Raw genomic sequence first — 25,026 nt, forward strand, 5'->3', positions numbered from 1 at the left:
CGGGGGTGGGAGGAAGGCAGGATGGAAGGCATGGACCTCCGCATCTTCACCGAGCCCCAGCAGGGCGCCGACTACGACACCCTCCTGGCCGTCGCCAAGGCCACCGAGGACTTGGGCTTCGACGCGTTCTTCCGCTCCGACCACTACCTGAGGATGGGTTCGGCCGACGGCCTGCCCGGCCCCACCGACGCCTGGATCACCCTCGCGGGCCTGGCCCGCGAGACCAGCCGCATCCGGCTCGGCACCCTCATGACGGCCGGCACCTTCCGGCTGCCCGGTGTCCTGGCCATCCAGGTGGCGCAGGTGGACCGGATGTCCGGCGGGCGGGTCGAGCTGGGCCTGGGCGCGGGCTGGTTCGAGGAGGAGCACAAGGCGTACGGGATTCCGTTCCCGACGGAGCGGATGGCCCGGCTGGAGGAGCAGCTGGCCATCATCACCGGCCTGTGGGCCACCCCGCCGGGGCAGCGTTTCGACTACACGGGCCGTCACTACCAGGTGGAGGACTCGCCCGCGCTGCCCAAGCCCGCCCAGGCCAAGGTGCCGGTCCTCATCGGCGGCCACGGCGCCCGGCGCACCCCCCGGCTCGCGGCGCGGTACGCGGACGAGTTCAACATGCCCTTCGCCTCGGTCGCGGACAGCGCGCGCCAGTTCGGCCGGGTCCGGGAGGCCGCCGAGGAGGCCGGGCGCCGGGCCGACGACCTCGTCTACTCCAACGCCCTGGTGGTATGCGTCGGCAAGGACGACGCCGAAGTCGCCCGCCGTGCCGCCGCCATCGGCCGCGAGGTGGACGAGCTCAAGGCCAACGGCCTGGCCGGCTCCCCGGCCGAGGTCGTGGAGAAGCTCGGCACCTACGCCGCCGTCGGCGCCTCCCGCGCCTACCTCCAAGTGCTCGACCTCGACGACCTGGACCACCTGGAGCTGATCTCCTCCGGCGTCCTGGCCCAGCTCGGCTGAGGGCGGGCGAAGAAGCCGTGCCCCGCGCATCCGGTCCGCTCGCCGAAGCCCTCGCCGGCCGGCCCCGGCCGCTGCTCCTGGACGGCGGGCTGAGCAACCAGCTCGCCGCCCAGGGCTGCGACCTGTCCGGAGGCCTGTGGACGGGACGGGTCCTCGCCGAGCGGCCGGACCAGGTGGAGGCGGCCCACGGGGCGTACGCGCGGGCCGGCGCCGAGGTGCTCGTCACCTCGTCCTACCAGGTCGGCTACGCCTCCTTCGCCACCCACGACCACGACCGCGCCGCGACCACCGCGTTCCTGGGTCGCAGCGTCGGCCTCGCGGCCCGGGCCGCCGGGGCCGCCGGCCACGAGGTGTGGGTGGCGGCCTCCGTGGGCCCCTACGGGGCGGTGCTCGCGGACGGCTCCGAGTACCGCGGCCGGTACGGCCTGACCGTGCGCGAGCTGGCCGCCTTCCACCGGCCCCGTGTCGAGGCACTGCTGGCCGCCGGGCCGGACGTACTGGCCCTGGAGACGGTCCCCGACCCGGACGAGGCCGAAGCCCTGCTCGGGATCCTCGCCGAGACGGGCGCCCCGGCCTGGCTGAGCTACACCGTCGAGGACGGCCGGACCCGCTCGGGCGCGCCCCTGGCCGAGGCCTTCGCGCTCGCCGCGGCGGCGCCGCAGGTCATCGCGCTCGGCGTCAACTGCTGCGCTCCCGGGGAGGTGCTGCCCGCCCTGGAGGCGGCGGCCTCGGTCACCGGCAAACCGCTGCTGGCCTACCCCAACGACGGCTCCGTCTGGGAGGCCGCCACCGGCACCTGGCATGCCCCGCCGGACCCGCCGCGCTGGCCCGTGGCCGCCTGGACCCGGGTCGGCGCCCGCCTCGTCGGCGGCTGCTGCCGCATCGGCCCCGCCGCGGTCGCGGACCTCGCCGCGACGCTGCGGGCGGGCCCCACCTGCGAACCGTAGGGCGCGGGACAGGGCGCGGGACAGGGCGCGGGGCCGGGCGCGGAGCCGGGCGTAAAGCAAGGGCCCCCGTACGGCCTGGAATTAGGTCGTATGGGGGAACTTTCGCGGAGAACTCCGGGAATGCCACCGGCGGGATCGTTCATCCAGGGCAGCGGAACGTCCGCGACCTTGGAAGGACGGAACATCACCTATGAAGATGACCGCGCGCGGAAGCATTGCGGCGCTCCTGACCTGTATGGCCGCGGCCGGCGCGGCCACCCCGGCCATGGCCGACTCGGTCCCGGTGGGCGTCCCGCTGGAGGCCGTGGAGACCACTCTGGGCGTGGCGGCCCCCCGCGTGGCCACCGGCGTGCCGGTCCCGGTCGTCGGAGCGCCCGAGGCGCCCCGCCACCACAAGGGCGACATGCTCCCCACCCCCCTGCTCCCCGCCGTCCCGATCGGCGCCGAGCTCGGCAACACCCTCGTCACCTCTCCGGTGCCGAACCTCCTGGGCGCGCCCGAGACCGACGGAGAGGGGTCCCTGGACGCCCCCGCGGACACCCTGCGCACCCGCACGCCGGGGCTGGTCCTCGGCGCTCCGCTGACGATGCCGGACGGCTCCAACTACGGTCTGCCGAACCTGACCAGGCCCGAACTGGGCCTCCTCACCCCGGAACTGACCGGCGCGCCCTCCGCGCTGCTCGGCCTGACCACCCCCCGCTGAGCGGAGGCCACGTCAAAACGCCGCCCGGTCTGCGAACGTGTACGGCATGGGATTCCACGTCGACTCCGAGACCGGGCGGCTCCGCCGCGTCATCCTCCACCGGCCCGACCTGGAGCTGAAGCGGCTCACACCGAGCAACAAGGACGCACTGCTCTTCGACGACGTGCTGTGGGTGCGCCGGGCCCGCCAGGAGCACGACGGGTTCGCGGACGTGCTGCGCGACCGGGGCGTGGAGGTCCACCTGTTCGGGGACCTCCTGTGCGAGGCCCTGGACATCCCGGAGGCCAGGCACCTCGTGCTGGACCGGGTCTTCGACGAGAAGGAGTACGGGCCGCTCGCCACCGACCACCTGCGGTCGGCCTTCGACGGGCTGGGTCCGGCCGCGCTGGCCGAGGCGCTGGTCGGCGGGATGACCAAGCGGGAGTTCCTGGAGCGGCACGCCGAACCGGTGTCGGTGCGCTTCCACGCGATGGAGCTGGACGACTTCCTGCTGGGGCCGCTGCCCAACCACCTCTTCACCCGGGACACCTCGGCCTGGATCTACGACGGGGTGTCCATCAACGCGATGCGCTGGCCCGCCCGGCAGCGCGAGACCGTCCACTTCGAGGCGATCTACCGCCACCATCCGCTCTTCACCTCCTCCGGCGCGTTCCACTACTGGTCGCAGGGGCAGGCGGACTACCCCTCGACCATCGAGGGCGGGGACGTGCTGGTCATCGGCAACGGGGCGGTGCTGATCGGGATGAGCGAGCGGACCACTCCGCAGGCCGTGGAGATGCTGGCCCGGGGCCTGTTCGCCGCCGGTTCGGCGACCACGATCGTGGCCCTGGACATGCCCAAGTCGCGGGCCTTCATGCACCTGGACACCGTGATGACGATGGTGGACGGAGATACGTTCACTCAGTACGCGGGCCTGGGCATGCTGCGCTCCTACACGATCGAGCCGGGGGCCGGGGCCAGTGATCTGAAGGTGACCGACCATCCGCCGGAGCACATGCACCGGGCCGTCGCGGCGGCCCTCGGGCTGGACTCGATCCGGGTGCTGACCGCGCGGCAGGACGTGCACTCGGCGGAGCGCGAGCAGTGGGACGACGGCTGCAACGTGCTGGCCGTCGAGCCGGGGGTGGTCGTCGCGTACGAGCGGAACGTCACGACCAACACGCACCTGCGCAAGGAGGGGATCGAGGTCATCGAGATCCCGGGCAGCGAGCTGGGCCGCGGACGCGGCGGCCCGCGCTGTATGAGCTGCCCCGTCGAGCGGGACCCGGTCGGCTGACACCGTCACACCGCCACACCGCCACACCGCCACACCGCCACACCGCCACCCCGCCACACCGCCACCCCGCCACCCCGCCACCCCACCACACCGTCCGGGGCGGCAGGGCGGTGGAGGGGACTCATGGGACTGTATATCGATGCAGAGGATCGTATAGACTTCCATCATCCCCTGTCACCGTGACTCTGGAGCGACCCATGGCCACCGATCTCGTCGGCCGTAGTTTCCTCAAGGAGCTCGACTTCACCGCCGACGAGTTCCGCGGCCTGGTCGAGCTCGCCGCCACGCTCAAGGCCGCCAAGAAGGCCGGCACCGAGCAGCGGCTGCTCCGGGGCAGGAACATCGCGCTGATCTTCGAGAAGACCTCGACACGGACCCGCTGCGCCTTCGAGGTGGCCGCCGCGGACCAGGGCGCCCACACCACCTACCTCGACCCCTCCGGCTCCCAGATGGGGCACAAGGAGTCGGTCAAGGACACCGCCCGGGTGCTGGGCCGGATGTTCGACGGGATCGAGTACCGCGGCGACAGCCAGGAGGTCGTCGAAGGGCTCGCGGCGCACGCCGGGGTCCCCGTCTTCAACGGCCTCACCGACGACTGGCACCCCACCCAGATGCTGGCCGACCTGCTGACCATGACCGAGCACAGCGCCAAGCCGCTGGAGCGGATCGCCTTCGCCTACCTCGGCGACGCCCGCTTCAACATGGGCAACTCCTACCTCGTCACCGGCGCCCTGCTCGGCATGGACGTGCGGATCGTGGCGCCGAAGGCGTACTGGCCCGCGGAGCCGGTGGTGGCCGCGGCCCGGGAGCTCGCGGAGCGCAGCGGGGCCCGCATCACCTTGACGGAGGAGATCGGCGAGGGCGTCGCCCAGGCCGACTTCGTGGTGACCGACATCTGGGTGTCCATGGGGGAGCCCAAGGAGGTCTGGGACGAGCGGATCCAGGCCCTGGCCCCGTACGCGGTGACGATGGACGTGCTGCGCGCCACGGGGAATCCGGACGTGAAGTTCATGCACTGCCTGCCCGCCTTCCACGACCTGGGCACCGAGGTCGCCCGGGAGATCCACGAACGCCACGGGCTCGCCTCCCTGGAGGTGACGGACGAGGTGTTCGAATCGGCGCACTCGGTGGTCTTCGACGAGGCCGAGAACCGGCTGCACACCATCAAGGCCGTGCTCGTCGCCACCCTCGCGCGGCCCGCCGCCTAGTGCTGGTCATGCCGGGGCCGCCCGGCCCGGCAGGGTGAACCACACCGCCTTGCCGTGCGCGGTCTGCCGGTGGCCGCAGTCGGAGCTGAGCGCCCGGATCAGCAGCAGACCGCGGCCGTGCTCCTGCCAGGGGTCCGGCGGGCGGCATGCGTCGCCGGGACGGGCCGCCAGCCCTCCGGGCAGGCCCGGGTCGCCGTCGTGCACCTCCACCTGGCAGCCGTTCGCCAGCAGCTCCACGACCAGCTCGATCGGCCCCCCGGCGGGGGTGTGCTCCACCGCGTTGGCCACCAGTTCGGCGGTCAGCAGCTCCGCCGTGTCGCTGTCCGCGGGCGTCTCCACCTCGGTCAGCGCCGTACGGACCAGGGCGCGGGCCATGGGGACGGCGGCGGCCGTGTGCGGCAGGGCGATCCTCCAGGCGGAGGCGTCGGGCACGGCGGGTCCTTCCTGGCGGGAGGGGCGGCTGGGGGTGCGGGCGCCCGGCGGGAGGCGCCAGGTCCGGTTGTCGTGCCCGGCCGACGCGCACGGCGGCCGGGAAGTCGTCGTTTCAACCATACGGACGGCCCGCGGCTCCCCGTAGGGCACCCCGCCCGCAGCCCGCGGGACCAGAGGGTGCCCGCGGCCGGGACCTTCGGCGCGTGTGGCCGCCCGACCGGACCGGAGCAGGCGTGTCGCGTTTCTGTGACGGCAGTCACCATCCAGTGATACCGTCTGCGTGTGAGCCCTTTCACCGGTTCCACCTCCGCGACCGAACGGTGGCGCCACCTCCGGGTGACCCGGCAGGACGGCGTGGCCACCGTCACCCTCGACCGCCCCGACAAGCTCAACGCGCTCACCTTCGGCGCCTACGCCGACCTGCGCGACCTGCTGGCCGAACTGTCCCGGGAACGCTCCGTACGCGCCCTCGTCCTCGGCGGGGAGGGGCGCGGCTTCTGCTCCGGCGGCGACGTGGACGAGATCATCGGCGCCACCCTCGCCATGGACACCGCCCAGCTCCTCGACTTCAACCGGATGACCGGCCACGTGGTCCGCGCCCTGCGCGAATGCCCCTTCCCGGTCGTCGCCGCCGTGCACGGGGTGGCCGCCGGAGCAGGCGCGGTCCTCGCCCTCGCCGCCGACTTCCGCATCGCGGACCCCACCGCCCGCTTCACCTTCCTCTTCACCCGGGTCGGCCTCTCCGGCGGGGACATGGGCGCCGCCTACCTGCTGCCCCGGGTCGTCGGCCTCGGCCACGCCACCCGGCTGCTGATGCTCGGAGAGCCCGTACGGGCCCCCGAGGCGGAGCGGATCGGGCTGCTCAGCGAACTCACCGACGAGGGCAAGGCCCACGCGCGGGCCGCCGAACTCGCCGCGCACCTGGCCGCCGGACCGGCCCTCGCCTACGCGCAGACCAAGGCGCTGCTCACCGCCGAACTCGACATGCCGCTGGCGGCCTCGGTGGAGATGGACGCCGCCACCCAGGCCCTGCTGATGAACGGCGAGGACTACGCCGAGTTCCACGCCGCCTTCACCGGGAAGCGGCCGCCGGAGTGGAAGGGCAGGTAGCGGCATGTCCGCGGACACCGCACACGCCCCGCACGCCCTGAGGGTCGCCGTCGTGGGCGGCGGGCCGGGCGGACTGTACGCCGCCGCCCTGCTGGCCCGCCAGGGCCACCGGGTGGACCTGTGGGAACGCAACGCACCGGATGACACCTTCGGCTTCGGCGTGGTCCTCTCCGACGAGACCCTCGGCGGCATCGAGCGGGCCGACACCGAGGTCCACGCCGCCCTGGCCGCGGAGTTCGTACGCTGGGACGACGTGGACGTCGTACACCGCGGCCGCCTGCTCACCTCCGGCGGCCACGGCTTCGCCGCCCTCGGGAGGCGCCGGCTGCTGGAGATCCTGCACGCGCGCTGCGCCCGCCTGGGCGTCCGGCTCCGCTTCCGCGCCGCCGTCCCCGACGCCTTCACCCTCGCCGCCGACCACGACCTGGTCGTCGCGGCGGACGGGGTGCACAGTGCGACCCGGCAGGCCGGGGCCGCCCACTTCCGCCCCACGGTGACCCCCGGACGCTGCCGCTACATCTGGCTCGCCGCAGACTTCGCCTTCGACGCCTTCCGCTTCGAGACCGCCGAGACCGAGCACGGCGTGATGCAGCTGCACGCCTACCCGTACTCCGCGGACTCCTCCACGGTGATCGTGGAGATGCGCGAAGAGGTGTGGGCGGCGGCCGGCTTCGACCTGTGCGACGCGGACGAGTCCGCGGCCCGCTGCGCCAAGGTCTTCGGGGAGGCCCTGCGGGGACGCCCGCTGCGCGGCAACCACTCCGCGTGGACGCGCTTTCACACCGTCGTGAACGAGCACTGGTCCCACGGCCGGGTCGCCCTGCTCGGCGACGCGGCCCACACCGCCCACTTCTCCATCGGCTCCGGCACCAAACTGGCCGTGGAGGACGCCCTCGCCCTCGCCGACGCGGTCGCCGCGCACCCGGACGTACCGGCCGCCCTCACCGCGTACGAGACGGCGCGCCGCCCGGCCGTGGCGAGCACCCAGCGGGCCGCGGCCGCCAGCATGCGCTGGTTCGAGGAACTCCAGGGCTACGTCGGCCAGAGCGCCCGGCAGTTCGCCTTCAACCTGCTCACCCGCAGCCGCCGCGTCACCCACGACAACCTCCGGCTGCGCGACGAACGCTTCACCCGCGCCGTGGAACGCGACTTCGGCTGCCCGGACGAGCACACCCCGCCGATGTTCACCCCCCTGACCCTGCGCGGACTGACCCTGCGCAACCGGGTCGTGGTCTCCCCGATGGACATGTACTCGGCGCAGGACGGGGTGCCCGGCGACTTCCACCTCGTGCACCTCGGCGGACGCGCCCTCGGCGGCCCCGGCCTGGTCATGACGGAGATGGTCTGCGTCAGCGCCGAGGGCCGGATCACCCCCGGCTGCACCGGCCTGTACACCGAGGAGCAGGCGGCGGCCTGGCGGCGGATCACCGGCTTCGTCCACACCGCCTCCCCCGGCACCGCGCTCGGCGTCCAGCTCGGGCACGCGGGCCGCAAGGGCTCCACCCGGCTCATGTGGGAAGGCATGGACGACCCGCTCCCCACGGGCAACTGGCCGCTGCTGGCCGCTTCCGCCCTGCCCTACCGGCCGGGCGTCTCGGCCGTCCCGCGCGCCGCCACGATCGAGGACCTCGCCGCGGTCCGGTCCGACTTCGCCGCGGCCGCGGTCCGCGCCGCCGACTGCGGCTTCGACCTGCTGGAACTGCACTGCGCCCACGGCTACCTGCTGTCCGGCTTCCTGTCCCCGCTGACCAACCGGCGCACCGACGCCTACGGGGGCTCCCTGGAGAACCGGCTGCGCTTCCCGCTGGAGGTCTTCGACGCGGTCCGCGCCGTCTGGCCCGAGGAGCGGCCCATGACGGTCCGCCTGTCGGCCGCCGACTGGGCCCCCGGCGGCACCACCCCCGAGGAGGCCGTGCGGATCGCGGCCGCCTTCGCCGCCCGCGGCGCGGACGCCGTCGACGTCTCCACCGGCCAGGTGGTCTCGGACGAGGCCCCCGAGTACGGGCGCTCCTACCAGACCCCGTACGCCGACCGGATCCGCAACGCGCTGGGGATCCCCGTCATCGCCGTCGGCGCGATCTCCTCCTGGGACGACGTCAACTCCCTGCTGCTGGCCGGACGCGCCGACCTCTGCGCCCTCGCCCGCCCGCACCTCTACGACCCGCACTGGACCCTGCACGCCGCCGCCGAGCAGTCCTACGAGGGCCCCGCCGCACCCTGGCCCGCGCCCTACCGGGCCGGCAGCCGCCCCCCGCCGACCGGCCGCGGCTGACGCCCGGACCCGGTCAGGCGGCCAGCACCTCCGTACGGTCCTCCACGGCGACGAAGCCCAGGCGCAGGTAGACGCCGTTGCTGGTGGCGTTGGCCAGGTCCGTGAAGAGCAGCACCTGCCCCGCGCCGGCCGCCATGGCCGCCCGGCTCGCCGCGTGCGTGACCGCGGCCGCGTAGCCGCGGCGGCGGCAGGCGGGCGGGGTGTACACCGGGCCGATGCGGCAGCCGCGGCCGCCCGGCCGGGTGAAGGAGGCCAGCGCCACGGGCGCACCGGCGTCCTCCCACAGCAGCGCCCCGCCGTACCCGATCCGCTCGCGCAGGGCCGCGGGCGAGGCGGCCCCGGGCTGCCCCGCCTCCCGGTTGAAGGCCTCGACCCACTCCAGCAGCAGCGGCAGGTCGCCCTCGCCGGCGGCCCGGGCCCGCCCGGCCGGCGCCGGGTCGGGGTCCGTGAGGCGGCCCAGCCGGTACAGGCGGTTGCGCACCGCGACCCGGGAGGGCCGCCGCCAGGCCGCGGCCAGTACCCCGGCGTCGGCGCGCCGGGCGTTGAACCCGCTGATGTCCGCGAGCAGCGGTTCGGTGTCCAGGCACGCGGCCAGCGCCCGCACCGCCCCCTCCGGCAGCGCCCCGACCAGCAGGGGGAACGGCGGGGTGCACAGCAGGCCGCCGGCGACGGACCCGTCCGGCCCGGTCCACCAGCCGAAGAAGGGGTCCGCGCGGCCGAATGCACGGGGGCCGCGCCGCTCCAGGGCGTCGGCCGTGGTCAGCAGCACGGTGTTCGACACGGGCTGCGCGGCCACGCACGGGCCCGCCGCGCTCAGGTAGGCCGCCAGGTCACGGGTGAAGGTCCAGGTCATGGCCCATCCTGGCGCCCGCGCGGGCTGCGCGCACCCGGTTTGCGCTCAGGGGCGGGCGAAGGTGGCGCCCCGGTCCCGCAGCCGCGCATGGAGCTCGGCGAACACCGCCGCCGCCCGGTCGCCCGGCCAGTCCGCGGGCAGCAGTTCGCGCGGCAGCCCCGGATCGGCGTACGGCAGGCGCCGCCAGCTGTCCAGGGCGAGGAGGTAGCCGCGGTAGGCCTCCTCCGCCGTCGGCTCCGGGCCCGACTGCAGGGCGCGCAGGGCGGGTTCGTGCAGGTCGAGGAATTCCTCGTGCTGCTTGGCCAGGGAGGTCAGGTCCCACCAGCGGGCCACCGCCTCGGCGGTCGGGGCGAAGCCGAGGTGGGCGCCCCGGAACAGCTCCACGTACGGGGTCAGCTGGAGCCGCTCCAGGGTGTGCCCGGTCTCCAGCGACAGCTGGGCCGGGGCGATCCACACCCCCGGGGCCACCGCGCCGAACCCGAGCCGCGCCAGCCGGGAGCGCAGCAGGTGGCGCTTGCTGCGCTCCTGCTCCGGCACGGAGAACACCGCCACCAGCCACTCGGGGGAGCGCTGCGGGGAGCCGTAGATCCGCCGGTCGCCGTCCTCCAGCAGCCGGCGGGCCTCCCGGGACAGCTCGTACGCCGCCGACCCGTCCGCCGCGCGGCCGGGCAGCAGGAAGCCGCGCCGCTTCAGCCGGGACACCGACGAGCGGACCGACGGGGCGTCCACACCGGCCGCGCCGAGCAGCCGGATCAGGGCGGACACCGGCACCGGGCCCTCGAAGGCCCGCCCGTAGGCGCCGTAGAACGTGACGATCAGGGATCGCGGGGTGTGCTCGACCACGGATTCACTCTAGATCCCTCAGCCGGAAGCGCTGCAGTTTGCCCGTGGCCGTGCGGGGGAGGGCCGGCAGGAAGACGAAGGAGCGCGGGCACTTGTGGGGGGCCAGCTCGGCCCGCATGAAGGCGCGCAGCTCCTCCTCCGCGAGCGTCACGCCCTCCCGGGCGACGGTGTAGGCCACCACCACCTGCCCGCGCCGCTCGTCGGGCCGCCCCACCACGGCCGCCTCCACCACGTCCGGGTGGCGCAGCAGGGCCTCCTCCACCTCCGGGCCCGCGATGTTGTGGCCCGCAGAGATGATCATGTCGTCGGCCCGGGCGACGTAGCGGAAGTAGCCCTGCGCGTCCCGTACGTAGGTGTCGCCGGTCAGGTTCCAGCCGTCCCGCACGTAGTCGGCCTGCCGCGGATCCGCCAGGTAGCGGCAGCCCACCGGGCCGCGCACGGCCAGCAGCCCCGGCTCCCCGTCCGCGACCGGCCGCCCGGCGCGGTCCACCACCCGGGCCTGCCAGCCCGGCACCACCCGGCCGGTCGTACCGGGCCGGATGTCCTCGTCGGCGGCGGAGATGAAGATGTGCAGCAGTTCCGTGGCCCCGATGCCGTTGATGATCCGCAGGCCGGTACGGGCGTACCAGGCCTGCCAGGTGGCCTCGGGCAGGTTCTCCCCCGCGGACACGCAGCGGCGCAGCGCGGAGAGGTCGTGCGTGCCCACGTCGTAGGGGCCCAGCGCGTCCAGCATGGTCCGGTAGGCGGTCGGCGCGGTGAACAGCACCGACACCCGGTGCTGCGCCAGCGCCGGCAGCAGGGCGCGCGGCCCGGCCTCCTCCAGGAGCAGCGCGCAGGCCCCGGCCCGCAACGGGAAGACGACCAGCCCGCCCAGGCCGAAGGTGAAGCCGAGGGGCGGGCTGCCCGCGAAGACGTCGTCGGGGCGGGGGCGCAGCACCGTGCGGGAGAAGGTGTCCGCGACGGAGAGCAGGTCCCGGTGGAAGTGCATGCAGCCCTTCGGCCGGCCGGTGGTCCCCGAGGTGAAGGCGATCAGCGCGACGTCGTCGGCGGAGGTGTCCACGGCGGTGAACGGCTCCGCCGTAACGGCCTCGGCCAGACGCAGCAGGTCGTCCTGCGCGCCGCCCCCGTACACGGTGGTCCGCAGCCCCGGCACCTCCGCCTTGACCAGGTCGTCGAGGACGTCGGCGTGGCACAGTGCGTGCCCGATCCGGGCCATCGCGCAGACCGTGGCCAGCTCCTGCGCCCGCTGCCGGGGCAGGACGGTCACGGCGACCGCGCCCGCCTTCACCACCGCGAGCCAGCACGCCGCGAGCCAGGGGCCGGTGGGCCCGCGCAGCAGCACCCGGTTGCCGGGGACGACGCCCAGATCGACAGTGAGCACGTGGGCCAGCCGGTCCACGCGCTCGCGCAGCACCCCGTACGTCCACACCTCGCCCGCGCCGGTCCGGAAGGCCGGCCGGTCGGGGCCGAACCGGGCGATGGTCGCGTCGAGCAGCTCGGCTGCACAGTTCAGCCGGTCCGGATAGGCGAGTTCGGGCAGCTCGAAGAGGAGTTCCGGCCACGAGCCGACGGGCGGCAGATGGTCGCGGGCGAAGGTGTCGGTGTGAGCGGAGGGCTTGAGGTCCAAGGCGTTCGCCCCTTTGCGACGGTCCGGATTGGGGTGGAGCCGGCCGTGCGACAGCGGTACGAGCGTATCGTGATGGTGACGGCAGTCAACAGGACGCGATAGATGCGGGGACATTCGGATGACCGGATTCGCGCTCGGGGCGGACCAGGAAGAGTGGTGCGGGCAGTTGCGCGCACTGTCGGCACGGGAGCTGAGGCCGCTGGCCGGGAAGGGGGAGCCGGGCCGGGTCAACCGGCCGCTGCTCACGGCACTGGGGGAGGCGGGTCTGCTGGAGCGGGTCTTCGCCGCGGGCGCGCTGGAGCTGTGCCTGCTGCGCGAGTCCCTCGCCTACGGGTGCACGGAGGCCGAGACGGCCCTCGCCCTGCAAGGGCTGGGCGCCTACCCGGTGCTGCAGGCGGGCAGCGAGGCGCAGCGCGAGCGCTGGCTGCCCGCGGTCCGCGCGGGCCGCGCGGTGGCGGCCTTCGCGCTGAGCGAGCCGGGAGCCGGATCGGACGCGGCGGCGCTGGCCCTGGAGGCGGCCCCGGACCCGGCGGGCGGCTGGCGCCTCAGCGGCGAGAAGCGCTGGATCTCCAACGCCCCGGAAGCGGATTTCTACACCGTGTTCGCCCGGACGGGTGAAGGGCCGGGCGCCAAGGGGGTGTCGGCCTTCCTCGTCCCGGCGGACCGCCCCGGCCTGTCCGGCGAGCCCTTGGACATGCTCTCCCCGCACCCCATCGGGGCACTCGCCTTCGACGGGGTCCCGGTCGCCCGCCGGGACCTGCTCGGCGGGCCCGGGCAGGGCTTCCGCGTCGCGATGGACACCCTCAACCGCTTCCGGCCCAGCGTCGGCGCGTTCGCGGTGGGCATGGCCCGGGCCGCACTGGACGCGACCCTCGCCCACACGGCCGGCCGGTCCGCCTTCGGCGGGGTGCTGCGCGACCTCCAGGCGGTGGCGCACCGGGTGGCCGAGATGGCCACCCGCACGGAGGCGGCCCGCCTGCTGGTGTACGCGGCCGCCGGGGCCTACGACCGGGGCGCACCGGACGTGCCCCGCCGGGCGGCCATGGCGAAACTGCTGGCCACCGAGACGGCCCAGTACGTGGTGGACCACGCGGTCCAGCTGCACGGGGCCGTCGCCCTCCAGCGGGGCCACCTGCTGGAGCACCTCTACCGGGAGGTCCGCGCCCCGCGGATCTACGAAGGGGCCAGCGAGGTCCAGCGCACGATCATCGCCAAGGAGCTGTACCGGGAGGCGGATGCCCGATGAGCCTGGAGCGGATCAACCCGGCGCAGCTGTCCCCGCCGACGGGCTTCTCCCACGCCGTCGCGGCGACCGGTTCGCGGCTGGTGTTCCTCGCCGGCCAGACCGCGCTCGACGCATCGGGCACGGTGGTGGGGGAGAGCCTGCCGGAGCAGTTCGAGCAGGCCCTGGGCAACCTGCTGGCCGCGCTGGCCGCATCCGGCGGCACCCCGGCGGACCTGGCCCGGGTGACGGTGTACGCGGTGGACGTGGCGGCGTACCGGGACTGCGCGGCCGAACTCGGCCGCATCTGGCACCGGTTGGCCGGGCGCGACTACCCGGCGATGGCCGTCGTCGGCGTGGCCCGCCTGTGGGACGTCCAGGCGCAGGTCGAACTGGACGGGGTCGCGGTCCTGCCCTGAACCGGTCCTGCCCTGAGCCGGCCCTGCCCTGAGCCCGTCCCGCCCCGGGGCGAGACGGGAGGCCCGGCAGCCCGGCTCAGCGGGCGTCGAGGAGACGTCCCATCCACTCCTCGATGCCCGCCACCGTCCTCGGCAGGGCGCCCGACATCAGCCGGGCCCCGTCCGCGGTCACCACCAGGTCGTCCTCGATGCGCACGCCGATGCCGCGCAGCTCCGCCGGGAGGGTCTCGTCGTCGGGCTGCAGGTAGAGGCCCGGCTCCACGGTGAGCACCTGGCCCTCCTCCAGCACCCCGTCCAGGTAGGACTCCGCGCGCGCCTTCGCACAGTCGTGGACGTCCAGACCGAGCATGTGGCCGCTGCTGCACAGGGTGTAGCGCCGGTGAAGGTCGCCCTCCGCGTCCTTCAGGACGCCCCAGTCCGCGAGCCCCTCGGCGATCACCCGCATGGCTGCGCCGTGGAAGTCGCGGAAACGGGCACCCGGCCGCAGCGCGGCCATGCCCGCGTCCTGGGCCGCCAGGACCAGTTCGTAGACCCGGCGTTGGACGGGGGAGAAGCGGCCCGACAACGGGAGCGTGCGGGTGATGTCGGCCGTGTACAGGCTGTCCGTCTCCACACCCGCGTCCAGGAGCAGCAGTTCGTCCCCGGCCAGCCGGCCGTCGTTGCGGGTCCAGTGCAGGACGCAGGCGTGGGCGCCCGAGGCCGCGATGGTCTCGTAGCCGGTCCCGTTGCCCTCGGCGCGGGCGCGCAGGCCGAAAACCCCCTCGATCCACCGCTCGCCGCGCGGGTGCTCCAGGGCGCGGGGCAGGGCCCGTACGACGTCCTCGAAGCCGGCCGTCGTGTGGTCCACCGCGAGCTGGAGCTGTCCGACCTCCCAGGCGTCCTTGACCAGGCGCAGTTCCGCGAGGGCGGTGGTGAGCGCCGTGTCGTCGCCGGCCCGCCGGCCCGCCGGGGTGCCGAGGGCGTCCAGGTGCGTGCAGCGGATCCCGGTGAGGCGCTCGGCCTCGGCGAGGTCGGGGCGGCGGCCCACCCAGAACTCCCCGTACCGGCGGTCCCGGTAGAACTCCTCGCTCCCGTCCGTCCGCGGCGAACGGGGCCGCAGGTACAGCACCGCCTCGTGGCCGTGCGGGCCCGACGGCTCCAGGACCAGGACATGGCCCGCCTGGTCCTCCCCGGTCAGGCCGGTCAGCCAGGCGTAGGCGCTGTGCGGGCGGAAGCGGAAGTCGCAGTCGTTGGAGCGGACCCGCAGCTCCCCGGCCGGGACGATCAGGCGTTCGCCGGGGAAGAGCGCCGAGAGCCGGGCGCGGCGGGCCGGGGTGAGCGCGCGGACGGCCGGGGCCGCGGACGCGGGCAGCGGGGAGGCCGCCCAGCCGCCGGCCATGGAGCGGGACAACTCCGTTGAAGCGGGGAGGTCATGGCTGCCCGTGTGGAGGCGGGAGGAGGTGTCGGTCACGGGGTCTCCCTCAAGAGGATGCGAACTGGTGGGCGCACAGGGCTTGTCAGTGCAATTTCACATTACTATGTTACAGCTCACACCGCGGCACGTTAATCCCCGTCAAACGCCGTGTGACGCAGGCCGGTTCGCGCGGCACGGCGCAGACGTGCGCCGTCCTCGGCCCCGGACCTCCTGCGTGCCCCTCCCGCGCCATGTCCCCCACCTCCCCTTCCCACAGGAGTCCTTGGTGTTCCAGCACAGAGCTGTGCGTTCGTCCCTCCTCTCCGCCGCCGTGGCGGTCACCCTCCTCGCCACCGCGGGACAGGGCGTGACCCAGGCCGCCGACACCGGGACCGGCACCACCGCGGCAGGCCCGTCGGCGCCCGGCACCTTCTCCTCCGGGGCCCCCGCCGTGAACCCCTTCGACGAGGTCGACCGCCTCGCCGACGCCGCGGACGCCACCCCGGCGCCCGCGCCCGCCCCCGGCGCGGGCCAGACCGCCGCCGGCGCCGGAGCCGAAGCCTCCGGCCGGGTCCCCGGCCCCGCCCGGTCCGCCGCGACCGCCGCAGACCGCCGCAGCGAGAAGTACGGCACCGGGCAGGCCGCGCCCACCGCGCGGAGCCTGGCCGCCGCCGTCCCCTGCACCCTCGACGGGATCACGGGCCTCGGCCCGGAGCAGTTCGCCGACTTCCTCGCCGACCGGGCCGTCACCGCCGACGGCTGCCTGCGCGGCCTGATCTGGACCTGGGACGCCCGGCTGACCCCCGTCATGTCCGATGCGCACGTCCAGGCCGTCTCCCGCCGGATATCCGCCCTGGCCGCCGCCCACGACGGCCAGAACTCCTCCCACCTGGAGGAGATGTTCACCTACCTGCACGCGGTGGCCTACCACGACTACGCGCGCTCGGAGATCGACGTCACCGACGCCCCGACCGTGAACGCGATGCGCCAGGCCGTCGCCGACTTCGGCGCCGCCGCCCGCACCTTCGACGCCACCGCCTCCAACGCCCGCACCCTGCGCGAGGCCCTCTACGCGGCCAGCGCCCCCGGCCTGCGCCACCACCAGCTCGGCCTGGTCAAGAAGGTCCTGGCGACCATGGACCCGGCCCACCCGGCCACCCACCTCGACGCCTCCTGGGCGGGCGCCGCCCTCGCCGCGCTCTCCGTCAACTACCTCGGCGTCTACCCGGGCAACCAGGACGCCGCCTTCCACGCCGCGGTCGCCGCCGACCCCTCCTACCGCGCCGTCTTCAAGGCCTTCGCCACCTACACCCACCTCAAGGGCACCGGCAACGCCTGGGTGGTGCGGGACGCGCTCAGCGAGTTCGGCCGCTTCGGCCAGGTCGACGGTCTGCGCGCGCAGACCACCGCCGACCTCGGGGCCCTGCTGGAGCCGGTCAGGGCCGCCTTCGGCGACGGCAGCCAGCCGTGGGCCAAGGTCGTCACCTGGCTGAACTTCTACGAGGCCTGCAAGCCCTACGGCGTGTGCAAGGAGGACATCGAGAAGCGGATCTTCCCCCACACGTACACCTACGACAGCGGCGCCATCAAGGTCCGCACCGGCCTCGACCGGGCCACCGTCGACCAGCTGTACTACGCCAGCAAGCAGGTCAAGGCCCAGTTCCACCGCGTGCTGGGCACCGAGCAGCCGCTCGCGGGCGACCCCAACACCACGCTGAACATCGTGCTCTACGCCTCCCGCGCCGACTACGAGAACTACCACCCGATCCTGACCGGCTACGACACCAACAACGGCGGCATCTACATCGAGAACGGCGCCACCTTCTACACCTACCAGCGCCGCGTCCCCCAGGACTCCTCCCTCACCCTCGAAGAGCTCTTCCGCCACGAGTACACCCACTACCTCAACGGCCGTTACGCGGTGCCCGGCTTCTTCGGCGAAGGCCCCTGGTACGAGGGCGACCGCACGACCGCCATGGACGAGGGCACGGCCGAGTTCTTCGACGGGGCCACCCGCGACAACGGCATCGCCGTCCGCAAGTCCCTGGTCAAGAGCATCATCGGCGACACCGCCGGCGGCGGCCCCCGCATGACGGTGGAGCAGCTGCTGAACGCCACCTACGACGGCGACGGGTTCCGCTTCTACAGCTACGCCGGCACCTTCTTCGAGTTCCTGTGGACCGAGAAGCCCTCGCTGCTGCGCGAGATGTACACCCACCTGCGCAACAACGACGTGGCGGCCTTCGACGCCTGGCGCCACCGCACGGGCGCCGACAGCTACCTCCAGCGCGACTACAACCGCTTCCTGGACGCGCAGATCGCCAAGGTGGACCAGCTGTACGTGCCGAACACCACCTTCACCCCGACCGACCGGCTGAAGGACTCCGTGCTCTCCTCGGTGAAGTCCTCCTTCGCCGCGGCCACCTACAACACCCCGGACTGCGTGGAGAACGGCGAGCCCGGCAAGCGCCGCTTCACCTGCACCGGCAGGATCAGCGCGAACCTGAAGAACTGGCGCAGCGAGGACCAGAACTTCAAGGACATGTCCGAGACGGTCGACTACTTCATCCTCGACCGCGCGGGCGCCGCCTCCGACAACCTCGCCGACATGAACTGCTCCTTCAGCCCGGTGGAGGTCTGGACCGACAAGAAGGCCGGCTCGTCGAACTACCGCTGCGAAGGCCCGCTGCGCGGCTGATCCCGACCGGACCGGTCCCGCCGCCGCGAAGGTGCGGGACCGGTCTGGGCAGGTACTAGAGAATGTGACATATTACTGCCGTGCTCAAGAGACATCCTCTGGACGCCGTGATCATCGGCGCCGGCGTCGTCGGGGCCGCTTGCGCCCACCAGGCGGCCCGGGCCGGCCTGCGCGTGGCCGTCGTCGACCGCGGCCCCGTCGCGGGCGGCACGACCGGCGCGGGCGAGGGCAACCTGCTCGTCTCCGACAAGGAAGCGGGACCCGAGCTCGACCTCGCCCTGCTGTCGAACGGGCTCTGGCGCGAACTCGCCGCGGACCTGCCCCGGGAGGCCGAGTACGAGGCCAAGGGCGGCCTGGTCGTCGCCCCGGACGAGACCACCCTCACGGCCCTGCGCGGCTTCGCGGACCGCCAGCGCGCAGCCGGCGCCGAGGCGGTGGAGGTGGCCGCCGGGGAGCTGCGCGAGCTGGAGCCCCACCTCGCCCCCGGCCTCGCCGGGGCACTGCACTACCCCCAGGACGCCCAGGTCCAGCCGGCCCAGGCGGCGGCCCGGCTGCTGGCCGCCTCGGGTGCCGAGGTCCACCTCGGCGAGGAGGTCACCGCCGTCCTGCTGGACGCTTCGGGAGCCGTACGGGGCGTGCGCACCCCGCGCCGGGACCTGCTCGCACCGGCCGTGGTCAACGCGGCCGGGACCTGGGGCGGACGCATCGCCGACCTGGCGGGCGTGCACCTGCCGGTCCTGCCGCGCCGCGGGTTCGTCCTGGTCACCGAGCCGCTGCCGCGCGTGGTGCGGCACAAGGTCTATGCCGCCGACTACATCGCCGACGTGGCCAGCGGCTCCGCCGCCCTGCAGTCCTCGGCCGTGGTCGAGGGGACCCCGGCGGGCCCGGTGCTCATCGGCGCCACCCGGGAACGCGTCGGCTTCGACCGGTCCTTGTCCACCGAGGCCCTGCGCCGGCTCGCCGCGCAGGCGGCCGCCCTGTTCCCGGTCCTCGCCGGCGTCCGCGTCCTGCGCACCTACCACGGCTTTCGGCCCTACCTGCCCGACCACCTGCCGGCCATCGGCGCGGACCCGCGCCGCCCCGGGCTGCTGCACGCCTGCGGGCACGAGGGCGCGGGCATCGGCCTGGCCCCGGCGACGGGCCTGCTGATCGCCGCCGCGCTCACCGGGGCCCGGCCACCGCTGGACCCCGCCCCCTTCCGCCCGGACCGCTTCGCGCGGTCCGCGCCCGACACCCCCGAGGAGCAGCGCTGATGGGCCACCGCACTGCCAGGACGCCCCGTTCTCTGGTCGGCGGCTCCCCGGCGGCCACGTACGCCGTCACCTTCGACGGCCGCGAACTGACCGCACAGGACGGCCAGTCGCTCGCCGCCGTGTTCTGGACCGCCGGGATCCTGTCCTGGCGCACCACCCGCGGGGACAGCGCCCCGCGCGGGGTGTTCTGCGGCATCGGCAGCTGCTTCGACTGCCTCGTCACCGTCAACGGCGTCCCGAACCAGCGGGCCTGCCTGGTCCCGGCCCGCCCGGGCGACGCCGTCACCACCCAGGAGGGGACCGGCCGTGCCGACCTCGCCGTCTGACCCCCGCGCCGGCGCCGCGCTCGGCCGCCTCCCCGCCGCCGACGCCGCCGACACCGCCGAGCCCGCGGACCTCGCCGTCGTCGGCGCGGGACCCGCCGGGCTGGCCGCCGCCGTCACCGCCGCGGACCTCGGGCTGACCGTCGCCGTCCTGGACGCGGGGGACCGTCCCGGCGGCCAGTTCTACCGCCACCCCGCCCCCGGCCTGGGCGCCGCCCGCCCCGAGGCCCTCCACCACGACTGGCAGGCCTTCACCGCACGCGAGAGGGCCCTGCGGGCCCACATCGCAGCGGGCCGCGTCACCCACCTGCCCGGCCACCACGTCTGGTCGGTGGTCCAGGACGGCGGCGCCGGGCCCGGCCGCGGCCGCTGGGTGCTGCACGCCACCGCCGGCCACGGAGCCGCGGAACGGTCCGCGGCCGTCCGGGCGCGGGCCGTGCTGCTCGCCACCGGCGCCCACGAGCGGCACCTGCCCTTCCCCGGCTGGACCCTGCCCGGCGTGGTCGGCGCCGGCGGGGCGCAGGCCATGGTCAAAGGCGGCCTCGTGCTGCCGGGCCGGCGGGTGGTCGTCGCCGGGAGCGGGCCGCTGCTGCTCGCCGTGGCCGGCACGCTCGCCGCCGCCGGGGCGGCCGTGCCCGCAGTGGTGGAGGCCGGCTCCTACCCCGCCTACGCGGGCCACCTGCCCGCCCTGCTGCGCAACCCGGGCAAGCTCGCCGAGGCCGCCGCCTTCGGCGGGGGACTGCTGCGCCACCGCGTCCGGCTCCTGACCCGCAGCGCCGTCCTGGAAGCCCACGGCACCGACCGGGTCGAAGCGGTCACCGTGGCCCGCCTCGACCGGGACTGGCGGCCGCTGCCGGGCACGGCCCGCCGGATCCCCTGCGACGCCCTGGCCGTCGGGCACGGGCTCCTGCCGCAGCTCGAACTCGCCACCGGCCTCGGCTGCGCCACCGTCCGCGGCCCGGACGGGACGCCCGTCCTCGACCTGGACGCCCGGCAGGGCACCTCCGTCCCCGGGGTCTGGTCCGCGGGCGAGACCGGCGGCACCGGCGGCGCCCGACTGGCGCTCGCCGAGGGGGAGATCGCCGCGTACGCCGTCGCCGGACGGCCCGCCCCCGCGCGCACGGCCCGCCGGCGCGAGCGGCTGCGGGCCTTCGCCCGGGCGATGGCCGCGGTGCACCGTCCCGGCCCCGGCTGGACCGCGTGGCTGGGCGAGGACGACCTGGTCTGCCGCTGCGAGGAGGTCCCGGCCGGCCGCATCAGGGAGGCCGTGCGGGACCTGGGGGCGCGGGACGCCCGTACCGTCAAACTGCTCACCCGCGCGGGGATGGGCTGGTGCCAGGGGCGGATGTGCGGACCGGCGGTCTCGGCCCTGGCCGGTGAGGAGCCGGGACCCGACCGGCGTCCGCTGTCCTGCCCGGTGCTGCTGCGCCACCTCGCCGAACTTCCGCCCGCGGACGGCTGATCCGCACCGCCGCGGCCCTTGTGGCCGCATCGCGTCCGCTAGTAAAATGTCACACACTATACGAGGGAGTTGTCATGACCCACGCGCACACCCCCGCGCCCGTCCGCACCCGCCCCTGGCACGGCATCATGGTCGCCACCACGCTGCCCCTGCGCGAAGACCTCAGCGTCGACCACGACGCCTACGCCGAACACGTCGCCTGGCTGATCGCCAACGGCTGCGACGGCGTGGTCCCCAACGGCTCCCTCGGCGAGTACCAGACCCTCACCGACCAGGAGCGGGCCCGCGTCGTGCGCACCGCCGTCGAAGCCGCGGGCGACGGCGCCCGGGTCATGCCCGGCGTCGCCGCGTACGGCAGCGCCGAGGCCCGCCGCTGGGCCGACCAGGCAGCCGAGGCCGGCGCCGGGTCCGTCCTGCTGCTGCCCCCCAACGCCTTCCGGGCCGACGAGGCAGCCGTACGCGCCCACTACGCCGAGGTCGCCCGAGCGGGCCTGCCCGTCGTCGCGTACAACAACCCCGTCGACACCAAAGTGGACCTGACCCCCGCCCTGCTCGCCCGGCTGCACGCCGACGGCTCGGTCGTCGCCGTCAAGGAGTTCAGCGGCGACGTGCGCCGCGCCTACGAGATCGCCGAACTGGCTCCCGGGCTCGACCTGCTGGTCGGCGCCGACGACGTCCTCCTCGAACTCGTCCTCGCCGGCGCCGTCGGCTGGATCGCCGGCTACCCCAACGCGCTGCCCCGCTCCTGCGCCACCCTCTACCGGGCCGCCGCGGCCGGCGACCTCGCCACCGCCCTGCCGCTCTACAAGTCCCTGCACGCGCTGCTGCGCTGGGACTCCAAAACCGAGTTCGTCCAGGCCATCAAGCTCTCCATGGACCTGGCCGGCCGTCCCGGCGGCCCCACCAGGCCGCCGCGCCTGCCCCTCGCCGGGGAGGCCGAAGCCGCCGTCCGCGCCGCCACCGGGAAGGCCCTCGCCGAGGGCCTCAACTAGCCGCCACCAGGGGATACTCCATGCGCACGCGCCACGTCTACCACGCGGTGGACTCGCACACCGAGGGCATGCCGACCCGGGTGGTCACCGGCGGGGTCGGCGTGATCCCCGGCGCCACCATGGCGGAGAAACGGCTCCACTTCGCCGAGCACACGGACCACGTCCGGACCCTGCTCATGTACGAGCCGCGCGGCCACGCGGCGATGAGCGGCGCGATCCTGCAGCCCCCCACCCGGCCCGACGCCGACTTCGGCGTCCTGTACATCGAGGTGTCCGGCCTGCTGCCGATGTGCGGGCACGGCACCATCGGGGTGGCGACCGTCCTCGTCGAGACCGGCATGGTGCCCGTCGTCGAGCCGGTCACCACCGTCCGGCTCGACACCCCGGCCGGCCTGGTCAGCGTCGACGTCCGCGTCAAGGACGGCGCGGCCACGGCCGTCACCCTCACCAACGTCCCCTCCTTCTGCGTCGGGCTCGACCTCACGGCGCAGGTACCGGGCCACGGCACGGTCACCTACGACCTCGCCTACGGAGGCAACTTCTACGCCTTCGTCGAACTCGACGCCCTCGGCCTGCCCTTCGACCGCGCCCGCAAGGACGACCTCCTCGCCGCCGGACTCGCCCTCATGGACGCCGTCAACGCCTCCGACGACCGGCCCGTCCACCCCGAGGACCCGTCCATCGCCGGACTCAAGCACGTCTACCTCGCCGCCCCCGGCTCCGACGCCCGCCGCTCCCGGCACGCGATGGCCATCCACCCCGGCTGGTTCGACCGCTCTCCCTGCGGCACCGGCACCAGCGCGCGCATGGCCCAGCTGCACGCCCGCGGCCTGCTCGGGCTCGGCGCCGACTTCGTCAACGAGTCCTTCATCGGCACCGAGTTCACCGGCCGGCTGGTCGCCCGGACCACCGTCGGGTCCCGGCCGGCCGTCGTCCCCACGGTGACCGGCCGGGCCTGGATCACCGGCACCGCCCAGTTCTTCCTCGACCCCGCCGACCCCTTCCCCGGAGGCTTCCTCCTGTGACCGGCCGCCCCCTCGTCCGCACCACCGACTACCACACCGCCGGCGAGCCCTTCCGGATCGTCGACACCGCCGCCGGGGGCCTGCCGCCCGTCCCCGGCGACACCGTCGCCGAACGCTGCGCCACCGCCGTCGGCCCCGGGGGGTCGGGTACGGCTCCGCGCCGGGGCCCGCTGGACGACGTACGGCGCCTGCTGGTGCAGGAGCCGCGCGGACACGGCGGGATGTACGGCGGGTTCGTCGTCCCGCCCGACGACGACGGGGCCCATTTCGGCGTGCTGTTCTGGCACAAGGACGGCTACTCCACCGCCTGCGGCCACGGCGCCATGGCGCTCGGGGTCTGGGCCGTGGACACCGGCCGGGTCCCCGCCCCCGACGAGGGGGACGTGCCCGTGCGCATCGACGTCCCGTCGGGGCGGGTCACCGCCACCGTGCACCGCGGCGGCGGCCGCACCACCGGGGTCACCTTCCGCAACGTCCCCGCACGGGTGGCCGCCCGCGCGGTGCCCGTCGCCACCTCGCTGGGAGTCGTCGAGGCGGACCTCGTCCACGCCGGGGCCTGCTACGCCTCCGTCCGGGCCCGCGACCTCGGCCTGGAGGTGTCCCGCGCGGCACTGCCCGACCTGGTCCGCGCCGGCCGGGAGGTCCGGGCCGCGCTGGCCACCCACCCGGCCACCTGGCACCCCGGCGGGGCCCTGCTCTCAGGGGTCTACGGCGTGGTCCTCCACGAGGAGCTGCCCGACACCCCGTTCGGGCCGCACCAGCGCAACGTCACCGTCTTCGCCGACGGGCAGGTCGACCGCTCGCCCTGCGGCTCCGGCACCTCGGCGCGGCTCGCCCTGCTCGCGCAGGACGGGCGGCTGGGACCGGGGGAGGACCTGCTGCACGAGTCGGTCACCGGCACGGTGTTCACCGGCCGCATCCTGCCCGGCGGGGTCACCGAGGTCACCGGCACCGCGTACCGCACCGGCGAACACGCCTTCCTGGCCGACCCGTACGACCCCCTCGGCGCCGGATTCCTGCTGTGAAAGCGGCCGGCGCGCAAGCCCCCCGGGCCCGGCTCCCGCAGCTGGGCGCCGGGGAGATCGCCCGGCTGCTCTCCCCGGCCGGGGCGGCCGACGCGCTGGCGGCGGCCCTGCTCGGCGGCCTCGACCCGGAGAACTGCCCGCAGCGCACCGCCCTGCCCGTGCCGGGCGGGGGCGAACTGCTCCTGATGCCGGCCGCGTCCGGTACCCACGCCGGAGTGAAGATCGCCGGGATCGCGCCCGGGAACCCCGCCCGGGGCCTGCCCCGCATCACCGGGTCCTACCTGCTGCTGGACGGGCCCACGCTGAGCCCGCTCGCCCTGCTCGACGGAGCCGCGCTCACCGCCCTGCGCACCCCGGCCGTCTCCGCCCTCGCCCTGCGCCACCTGGCCCCGGCGGGGCGCCCGCTGCGGATGCTGCTCTTCGGCTCGGGACCGCAGGCGTACGGGCACCTCGAAGCGGCGTTGTCGGTGCGGGAGTTGGCCGAGGTGGTGGTCGTCGGCCGGAATCCGGCCGGGGCGCGCGGCCTCGTCGCCCACGCCCAGGGCCTCGGCGTGCCGGCCCGGACCGGCAGGGCCGCGGAGGTGGCCGAGGCCGACCTCGTCGTCTGCTGCACCACCGCCCGCGAGCCGCTCTTCGACGGACGCCTGGTCAGCTCCGGCGCCACCGTCGTCGCCGTCGGCTCGCACGAGCCGACGGCCCGTGAGACGGACACGGAGCTGGTGCGGCGCTCGGCCGTGTACGTGGAGTCGCGGGCGGCGGCCCTGCGCGAGGCGGGGGACCTGCTGGTGCCGCAGGCGCAGGGGGCGATCGGGCCCGGTCATATCACCGGTACCCTCGGCGACCTGGTGTCCGGCCGGACGCGCGTGGGCGCTGAGCCGAGTTGTCCACAGCTCTTCAAGAGCGTGGGCATGGCCTGGGAGGATCTTGCCGTGGCGGTCGCGTTGTGCGAGGCCGCCGGGGTGAGCAGCGCAACGTGACATTGTACGCTG

General features: G+C 74.8%; 22 protein-coding genes. 17 read left to right on the forward strand and 5 right to left on the reverse strand.

Going from position 1 to position 25,026, the window contains the following annotated elements; all coding sequences use genetic code 11:
• Positions 1–30: 30 nt before the first annotated feature.
• From ACLJTM_RS30765 to argF, 5 genes are all read left to right on the forward strand, one after another.
• Positions 31–954, forward strand: a complete 924-nt coding sequence (locus tag ACLJTM_RS30765) for an LLM class F420-dependent oxidoreductase (protein WP_411107048.1) — start codon at positions 31–33, stop codon at positions 952–954.
• A 17-nt stretch (positions 955–971) separates the two neighbouring features.
• A complete protein-coding gene (mmuM, locus tag ACLJTM_RS30770; protein WP_411107049.1) occupies positions 972–1,901 on the forward strand; it encodes a homocysteine S-methyltransferase in 930 nt (309 codons plus the stop codon).
• Positions 1,902–2,097: 196 nt separating this feature from the next.
• Positions 2,098–2,604 carry a hypothetical protein gene (locus ACLJTM_RS30775; RefSeq protein WP_411107050.1) on the forward strand — a complete coding sequence of 169 codons (507 nt, stop codon included), beginning with the start codon at positions 2,098–2,100 and terminating at the stop codon, positions 2,602–2,604.
• Positions 2,605–2,650: 46 nt separating this feature from the next.
• Entirely contained in the window at positions 2,651–3,880 is a 1,230-nt protein-coding gene (locus tag ACLJTM_RS30780; protein ID WP_411107051.1) for an arginine deiminase, read from the forward strand.
• A gap of 197 nt (positions 3,881–4,077) precedes the next feature.
• On the forward strand, positions 4,078–5,088 hold the full coding sequence (gene argF, locus ACLJTM_RS30785; RefSeq protein ID WP_411107052.1) for an ornithine carbamoyltransferase: 1,011 nt from the start codon (positions 4,078–4,080) through the stop codon (positions 5,086–5,088).
• A gap of 6 nt (positions 5,089–5,094) precedes the next feature.
• Here the strand turns inward: argF and ACLJTM_RS30790 are convergent, their stop codons facing one another.
• Positions 5,095–5,520, reverse strand: a complete 426-nt coding sequence (locus tag ACLJTM_RS30790; RefSeq protein ID WP_411107053.1) for an ATP-binding protein — start codon at positions 5,518–5,520, stop codon at positions 5,095–5,097.
• A 282-nt stretch (positions 5,521–5,802) separates the two neighbouring features.
• Here ACLJTM_RS30790 and ACLJTM_RS30795 point away from each other — a divergent pair, with 282 nt between their 5' ends.
• Both ACLJTM_RS30795 and ACLJTM_RS30800 read left to right on the forward strand, forming a co-directional pair.
• Positions 5,803–6,630, forward strand: a complete 828-nt coding sequence (locus ACLJTM_RS30795; RefSeq protein WP_411107054.1) for an enoyl-CoA hydratase family protein — start codon at positions 5,803–5,805, stop codon at positions 6,628–6,630.
• A 4-nt stretch (positions 6,631–6,634) separates the two neighbouring features.
• Positions 6,635–8,902: a bifunctional salicylyl-CoA 5-hydroxylase/oxidoreductase gene (locus ACLJTM_RS30800; RefSeq protein ID WP_411107055.1), complete on the forward strand. Its 2,268-nt coding sequence runs from the start codon at positions 6,635–6,637 to the stop codon at positions 8,900–8,902.
• 13 nt (positions 8,903–8,915) lie between these two features.
• Here the strand turns inward: ACLJTM_RS30800 and ACLJTM_RS30805 are convergent, their stop codons facing one another.
• Genes ACLJTM_RS30805 through ACLJTM_RS30815 form a run of 3 tightly spaced genes read right to left on the reverse strand, consistent with a single transcriptional unit; the run spans position 8,916 to position 12,225 of the window.
• A complete protein-coding gene (locus ACLJTM_RS30805) occupies positions 8,916–9,755 on the reverse strand; it encodes a GNAT family N-acetyltransferase (RefSeq protein WP_411107056.1) in 840 nt (279 codons plus the stop codon).
• A 45-nt stretch (positions 9,756–9,800) separates the two neighbouring features.
• Positions 9,801–10,598, reverse strand: a complete 798-nt coding sequence (locus tag ACLJTM_RS30810) for a PaaX family transcriptional regulator C-terminal domain-containing protein (RefSeq protein ID WP_411107057.1) — start codon at positions 10,596–10,598, stop codon at positions 9,801–9,803.
• Between the two features lie 4 nt (positions 10,599–10,602).
• Positions 10,603–12,225 (reverse strand): AMP-binding protein, encoded by a 1,623-nt coding sequence (locus tag ACLJTM_RS30815; RefSeq protein WP_411107058.1) that lies wholly within the window; start codon positions 12,223–12,225, stop codon positions 10,603–10,605.
• 118 nt (positions 12,226–12,343) lie between these two features.
• Between ACLJTM_RS30815 and ACLJTM_RS30820 the strand changes: the two genes are divergently transcribed.
• A complete protein-coding gene (locus ACLJTM_RS30820; RefSeq protein ID WP_411107059.1) occupies positions 12,344–13,471 on the forward strand; it encodes an acyl-CoA dehydrogenase family protein in 1,128 nt (375 codons plus the stop codon).
• Positions 13,468–13,866, forward strand: coding sequence for a RidA family protein (locus tag ACLJTM_RS30825; RefSeq protein ID WP_411107060.1), 399 nt, complete (start codon positions 13,468–13,470; stop codon positions 13,864–13,866). Before ACLJTM_RS30820 ends, ACLJTM_RS30825 begins: the two co-directional genes overlap by 4 nt.
• Before the next feature lie 76 nt (positions 13,867–13,942).
• On the opposite strand, the gene ACLJTM_RS30830 is transcribed toward ACLJTM_RS30825, so the two are convergent.
• Positions 13,943–15,244, reverse strand: coding sequence for an aminopeptidase P family protein (locus ACLJTM_RS30830; RefSeq protein WP_411107061.1), 1,302 nt, complete (start codon positions 15,242–15,244; stop codon positions 13,943–13,945).
• Positions 15,245–15,545: 301 nt separating this feature from the next.
• Here ACLJTM_RS30830 and ACLJTM_RS30835 point away from each other — a divergent pair, with 301 nt between their 5' ends.
• The 8 genes from ACLJTM_RS30835 (at position 15,546) to ACLJTM_RS30870 (ending at position 25,014) form a co-directional block, all read left to right on the forward strand.
• Complete coding sequence (locus ACLJTM_RS30835; protein ID WP_411107062.1) at positions 15,546–17,957, forward strand: collagenase; 2,412 nt, start codon at positions 15,546–15,548, stop codon at positions 17,955–17,957.
• 80 nt (positions 17,958–18,037) lie between these two features.
• Positions 18,038–19,210, forward strand: a complete 1,173-nt coding sequence (locus tag ACLJTM_RS30840; protein WP_411107063.1) for an NAD(P)/FAD-dependent oxidoreductase — start codon at positions 18,038–18,040, stop codon at positions 19,208–19,210.
• Complete coding sequence (locus tag ACLJTM_RS30845) at positions 19,210–19,536, forward strand: (2Fe-2S)-binding protein (protein WP_411107064.1); 327 nt, start codon at positions 19,210–19,212, stop codon at positions 19,534–19,536. Before ACLJTM_RS30840 ends, ACLJTM_RS30845 begins: the two co-directional genes overlap by 1 nt.
• A complete protein-coding gene (locus ACLJTM_RS30850; protein WP_411107065.1) occupies positions 19,517–20,995 on the forward strand; it encodes an FAD-dependent oxidoreductase in 1,479 nt (492 codons plus the stop codon). Before ACLJTM_RS30845 ends, ACLJTM_RS30850 begins: the two co-directional genes overlap by 20 nt.
• 74 nt (positions 20,996–21,069) lie before the next feature.
• Positions 21,070–21,987 carry a dihydrodipicolinate synthase family protein gene (locus ACLJTM_RS30855; RefSeq protein WP_411107066.1) on the forward strand — a complete coding sequence of 306 codons (918 nt, stop codon included), beginning with the start codon at positions 21,070–21,072 and terminating at the stop codon, positions 21,985–21,987.
• 20 nt (positions 21,988–22,007) lie between these two features.
• Positions 22,008–23,012, forward strand: coding sequence for a proline racemase family protein (locus tag ACLJTM_RS30860; protein ID WP_411107067.1), 1,005 nt, complete (start codon positions 22,008–22,010; stop codon positions 23,010–23,012).
• Complete coding sequence (locus tag ACLJTM_RS30865; protein WP_411107068.1) at positions 23,009–24,037, forward strand: proline racemase family protein; 1,029 nt, start codon at positions 23,009–23,011, stop codon at positions 24,035–24,037. The genes ACLJTM_RS30860 and ACLJTM_RS30865 overlap by 4 nt, the downstream gene beginning before the upstream one ends.
• Complete coding sequence (locus ACLJTM_RS30870) at positions 24,034–25,014, forward strand: ornithine cyclodeaminase family protein (RefSeq protein ID WP_411107069.1); 981 nt, start codon at positions 24,034–24,036, stop codon at positions 25,012–25,014. Before ACLJTM_RS30865 ends, ACLJTM_RS30870 begins: the two co-directional genes overlap by 4 nt.
• The last annotated feature ends 12 nt before the right edge of the window (positions 25,015–25,026 follow it).

The sequence above is a fragment of the Streptomyces sp. cmx-4-9 genome, from assembly GCF_046548835.1.
In the GTDB taxonomy this organism is placed as follows: Bacteria; Actinomycetota; Actinomycetes; order Streptomycetales; family Streptomycetaceae; genus Streptomyces.

Excerpts from the sequence above, each read along its gene's own strand:
- ACLJTM_RS30800 (WP_411107055.1), top strand. The coding sequence starts at position 6,635 with ATGTCCGCGGACACCGCACACGCCCCGCACGCCCTGAGGGTCGCCGTC.
- ACLJTM_RS30780 (WP_411107051.1), top strand. The coding sequence starts at position 2,651 with ATGGGATTCCACGTCGACTCCGAGACCGGGCGGCTCCGCCGCGTCATC.
- ACLJTM_RS30820 (WP_411107059.1), top strand. The coding sequence starts at position 12,344 with ATGACCGGATTCGCGCTCGGGGCGGACCAGGAAGAGTGGTGCGGGCAG.
- ACLJTM_RS30765 (WP_411107048.1), top strand. The coding sequence starts at position 31 with ATGGACCTCCGCATCTTCACCGAGCCCCAGCAGGGCGCCGACTACGAC.
- argF (WP_411107052.1), top strand. The coding sequence starts at position 4,078 with ATGGCCACCGATCTCGTCGGCCGTAGTTTCCTCAAGGAGCTCGACTTC.
- ACLJTM_RS30805 (WP_411107056.1), bottom strand. The coding sequence starts at position 9,755 with ATGACCTGGACCTTCACCCGTGACCTGGCGGCCTACCTGAGCGCGGCG.
- ACLJTM_RS30845 (WP_411107064.1), top strand. The coding sequence starts at position 19,210 with ATGGGCCACCGCACTGCCAGGACGCCCCGTTCTCTGGTCGGCGGCTCC.
- ACLJTM_RS30775 (WP_411107050.1), top strand. The coding sequence starts at position 2,098 with ATGACCGCGCGCGGAAGCATTGCGGCGCTCCTGACCTGTATGGCCGCG.
- ACLJTM_RS30855 (WP_411107066.1), top strand. The coding sequence starts at position 21,070 with ATGACCCACGCGCACACCCCCGCGCCCGTCCGCACCCGCCCCTGGCAC.
- ACLJTM_RS30860 (WP_411107067.1), top strand. The coding sequence starts at position 22,008 with ATGCGCACGCGCCACGTCTACCACGCGGTGGACTCGCACACCGAGGGC.
- ACLJTM_RS30830 (WP_411107061.1), bottom strand. The coding sequence starts at position 15,244 with ATGGCCGGCGGCTGGGCGGCCTCCCCGCTGCCCGCGTCCGCGGCCCCG.
- ACLJTM_RS30825 (WP_411107060.1), top strand. The coding sequence starts at position 13,468 with ATGAGCCTGGAGCGGATCAACCCGGCGCAGCTGTCCCCGCCGACGGGC.